We start from the raw sequence: 4,154 nt of genomic DNA on the forward strand, positions 1-4,154 counted from the left end.
TTCTAATTTTTATGGCCCTGACTATGCCAATGGTTTAACCTTCTGGTTTATCGAAGTTTTAATACAAATATATTTACTTTTTTCAATTGTTTTTTATATAAACACGAAGTTTTTTGTTTTTCATAAAAGCCCTTATTATTTCATGCTGGTTGGCTTTTTAGTAAGTTATACAGTTTCTATTATCTGTAGGTTAACGTGGGATACATCTTATTATTTAGATAGACTACCTCACTTAATGATTTATATGTTTTTCGCCGGAGGCATGGCTGCACTTAGTAAAAACATTCGACTGAAAATGATTACTACTTCAGCATTGAGTATAATATTGATGGATCTAATCTATTTCGGATGGAGTAGTAGAATTTTATTTTTATATTTTGGCTCGCTGTTTACAATATGGTTACCTTATATTCTTCTCCCAAGAGTTATAAATAAAATAGTTACTATTGTAGCTTTTTCATCGATGTTTATTTATCTAACACACTTTCAAACATTGTCATTATTAAATAAAATTTTTAGTTCTGTTTCTCCTGGACTAGCTGTATTGATGTCATTGTTAGTAGGAATAGTTATTACTAAGGTATGGAAGAAAAGACATTCATATTTAGAACGTATGTTTACCATACTACATATAAAGGAAAATAAGTGAATATTACATATTTTATAAACCAGTATCCGAAAGTAAGCCATACTTTTATACGTAGAGAAATATTAGAGCTGGAAAATAATGGTTTTAACGTACAACGAGTTTCACTTAGGGGGTGGGATACTGAATTAAAAGATAGCGTTGATATAGAAGAGCAGGCTAAAACAAATTATGTCCTTAATAGTGGGCTTGCAGCGTTATTACCGGCGTTTTTAAAGTCTTTTGTTAGCTCACCAAAAAAGTTTGCTAAAGCACTAAAATTGGCATTAAAAATGTCTAAAATGTCAGAAAGAGGCATGCTTTATCACTTAGTCTACCTTATGGAGGCATGTACGTTAGCTAATTATGCAAAAGTAGTGAAGAGTTCACATATACATGCACATTTTGGTACAAATTCGACAGAAGTAACAATGCTAGCGAGTATCCTCTCGGGTATTGATTATAGTTTTACTGTGCATGGACCAGAAGAATTTGATAAGCCACTAGGCTTGCATCTAAAAGAAAAAATAAGTCATTCAAAGTTTGTTGTTGCAATTACTAGCTACTGTCGTTCGCAATTATTTAGGTGGGCTGATTTCAAAGATTGGGATAAAGTTGAAATTGTCCACTGCGGTTTAGATTCGGATTTTTTAAAGGGCCAACCAGCTCCTCCAGTAAGTAACAATGTAAAAAAGTTATTATGTATTGGCCGTCTTTGCGAGCAAAAAGGACAGTTATTGCTGCTTAAAGCTTTGAAAAAAGTTTTAGATGAAGGTGAGAATGTAGAATTAGTTCTTGCTGGTGATGGCGAGATGAGAGCTGATATAGACAAATATATTGCAGATAACAGCTTACAAGATAATGTTAAAATTACCGGATGGATTAGCTCTAATGAAGTTCATGATTTGCTATTGCATTCTGATGCAATGATTTTGCCCAGTTTTGCCGAGGGGCTCCCAGTAGCAATTATGGAAGCTTTAGCCGTTGGGCGCCCAGTGCTCGCAACTTACATAGCAGGTATCCCAGAACTAATAACACATAATAAACAGGGGATTTTATTTCATGCCGGTGATGTAGTAGCTATAAAAGAAGCTATAAAAAGCTTTATTAATATGCCAGACGACGAGATTAAAAATATGGTTTCTTCTGGGTATGCTTCTGTAAATGAAAGACATAATATTGAGACAGAGGCTAGAAAATTAGCGTTATTAATAAAAGGTGATAAATGATTACTTTTTTTAGTGTAATAGCAAGTTTATTTATATTGCTATTTATAACCTTTCCAAGCTTATTTTTATCAGCTGAACTACTACTAGGTCTCTTAAATAAACGCGTCGCTAATAAAGTTGATTTTAATAAAAATGAACTAGAAGGAGTATACATTGTTATACCTGCACACAATGAAGAAATGATTATTAAAGACACTTTAGTAAAATTGAAAAGTGAAGTTAATTCTTTATCTAAAGTTGTAGTTGTTGCAGATAACTGTACTGACGCTACAGCGCCTATTGCTGAGGCATTAGGCGCAACAGTAGTTATACGAAACAACAATGAACTTTTAGGTAAGGGTTATGCTATTCAAGCTGGAGTTGATTATTTACAAGCTCTATCACCTGAAGTTGTTATTGTGTTTGACGCTGATTGTGAGTTTACGAGCGGAAGCTTTAATAAATTAGCTAAACGATGTATTGATGAAAACTCTGTCATTCAATCGGCATACATTATGAAATCGCCGGAGCATGCAGATATAAAAATTAAAGTAGCCGAGTTTGCTTGGTTTGTTAAAAATGTCATTAGGCCAAAAGGATTGGCGCTATTTAATATAAACTGCCAACTACAAGGATCTGGGATGGCATTCCCTGCGAGTGTATTAGAACAAGTTTCTTTCTCATCTGGCAGTATTGTTGAAGATTTAGAGTTAGGGTTAAAGCTTAATGCTATGAACGAGGCAGTAATTTTTGATAACTCTTCTTTGGTTATTAGTTATTTTCCTACTTCTGCAGCCGGAACTGATAGCCAACGAACACGTTGGGAGCATGGACATTTAAGCTCCATTAGTATGCTCCCAAAGAAATTTTTGCAAGCTTTATTAACGTTTAAAATCAAGAGTTGCTTTACTATATTAGATGCCATGTTACCGCCCACAGTTTTATGGTTGTTTATTGTGTTTGGTAGTACCTTTTTATGCTTTGTATTCATGTTATTTAATGTATTTATGCCCTTTTTACTTTCGGTTACTTCATTAATTACTCTTTTGTTTAGTTTAAGTTTAGTCTGGTTTGTAGCTGCTAGGCATATTATACAAACTAAAGATATTTTATTAATGTATAAATATATTTTCTCTAAGCTAACTGTTTATAAAACTTTTATTACAAAAAGACAGAAAAAGTGGGTGAAAACAGATAGAAGTGGTGGCCGAAATGAGTAATGAAAAAATTCTAAATAAAATTAGCTATTTAGAGAGTAAAGATTTAGATACTTTTATTGATAACTTAATTACGACTAATAGGCCAGTCTCTTTAGGTTTTGTAAATCAACATAGCATAAATCTAATGCACAGTGATGAAGCCATTTATGAGCAGTTTCTCTCTCTATCTTACCTCCTTCGAGATGGTATAGGTGTCAAGCTAGCTTGCAAATATAAAGGTATAGACCCTAAAGATAATTTAAACGGAACAGATTTTATTCCTAAAATTATTAACGCTATTAATAAGTCTGACCGTGACGTTAATTTTTTTGCCTTTGGTACTTCTGAACCGTGGTTAAGTGAAGGTGCTTTTAATCTTTTTAAGACTGAAGATGTCATTACTGAAAATGGTTTTCAAGATGAAGATGTATATATTAAAAATTTTAAGTTAAACGCTCAAGAAAACGCTCTTAATTGCGTTGTTCTTGCTATGGGGATGCCAAAACAAGAAAAGCTGGCAGAGTTATTGTCCAAAATTCAGGTCCCCTCAATAATAATTTGTGGTGGAGCTATAATAGACTTTCAGGCTGGAAAAGTTAAAAGGTCGCCCGAGATCCTTAGAAAGCTAGGGTTAGAGTGGTTATATAGGCTTTTATCAGAACCTAAACGACTTTTTAAAAGGTACGTGATAGGTATTCCAAAGTTTTTTTATAATTTAATAGTCAATTAATTTTCAGAGGTTTTATTTGTCTAATATTAAGAGAGATCCCGCCATTTGCAGTTTACTTAATAGAATGCCTGAAAGTGTACAAAATAGCTTTACAGAAGAGCAGTTGGTGCATCTCAAGATTGCTATAGGTGCCAGACAGTGGGGGCGCCATACAATTGATTTTAGAGGGGTAGTAAAGTTTTTCAAGTATAGGTACTACTATGTTTTGTTAGCAGGTAGAAACAGAAGAGACCTTAGTGAAAATGAAGAAAAAGTAGCTTGGTTTTTACAAATATTATTTATTAGTTTAATTACGTTTGTGGCAATTGTTGTTCTTATGTTAATTATTTATATTGTTAAATCTGCTTTAGGGATTAATATACTTGAAAATTATTCATTTGGTTTATGGGATT

The 4,154-nt window shown here is 33.1% G+C and carries 5 protein-coding genes; all 5 read left to right on the forward strand.

Features of this window, described 5'->3' with window-relative positions:
- Positions 1-649: hypothetical protein (locus tag CXF64_RS20950; RefSeq protein ID WP_232783795.1), on the forward strand; the 649-nt coding region annotated here is incomplete at its 5' end.
- Positions 646-1,854 carry a glycosyltransferase family 4 protein gene (locus CXF64_RS09135; RefSeq protein ID WP_101216859.1) on the forward strand — a complete coding sequence of 403 codons (1,209 nt, stop codon included), beginning with the start codon at positions 646-648 and terminating at the stop codon, positions 1,852-1,854. The genes CXF64_RS20950 and CXF64_RS09135, both read left to right, overlap by 4 nt.
- Entirely contained in the window at positions 1,851-3,053 is a 1,203-nt protein-coding gene (locus CXF64_RS09140; protein WP_101216860.1) for a glycosyltransferase family 2 protein, read from the forward strand. Before CXF64_RS09135 ends, CXF64_RS09140 begins: the two co-directional genes overlap by 4 nt.
- Complete coding sequence (locus CXF64_RS09145; RefSeq protein ID WP_101216861.1) at positions 3,046-3,762, forward strand: WecB/TagA/CpsF family glycosyltransferase; 717 nt, start codon at positions 3,046-3,048, stop codon at positions 3,760-3,762. Before CXF64_RS09140 ends, CXF64_RS09145 begins: the two co-directional genes overlap by 8 nt.
- Before the next feature lie 16 nt (positions 3,763-3,778).
- Positions 3,779-4,154 (forward strand): 3-phosphoshikimate 1-carboxyvinyltransferase (locus tag CXF64_RS09150; protein WP_101216862.1); only part of this gene is annotated, 376 nt, incomplete at its 3' end.

The sequence above is a fragment of the Pseudoalteromonas sp. GutCa3 genome (assembly GCF_002836155.1).
In the GTDB taxonomy this organism is placed as follows: Bacteria; Pseudomonadota; Gammaproteobacteria; order Enterobacterales; family Alteromonadaceae; genus Pseudoalteromonas; species Pseudoalteromonas arctica.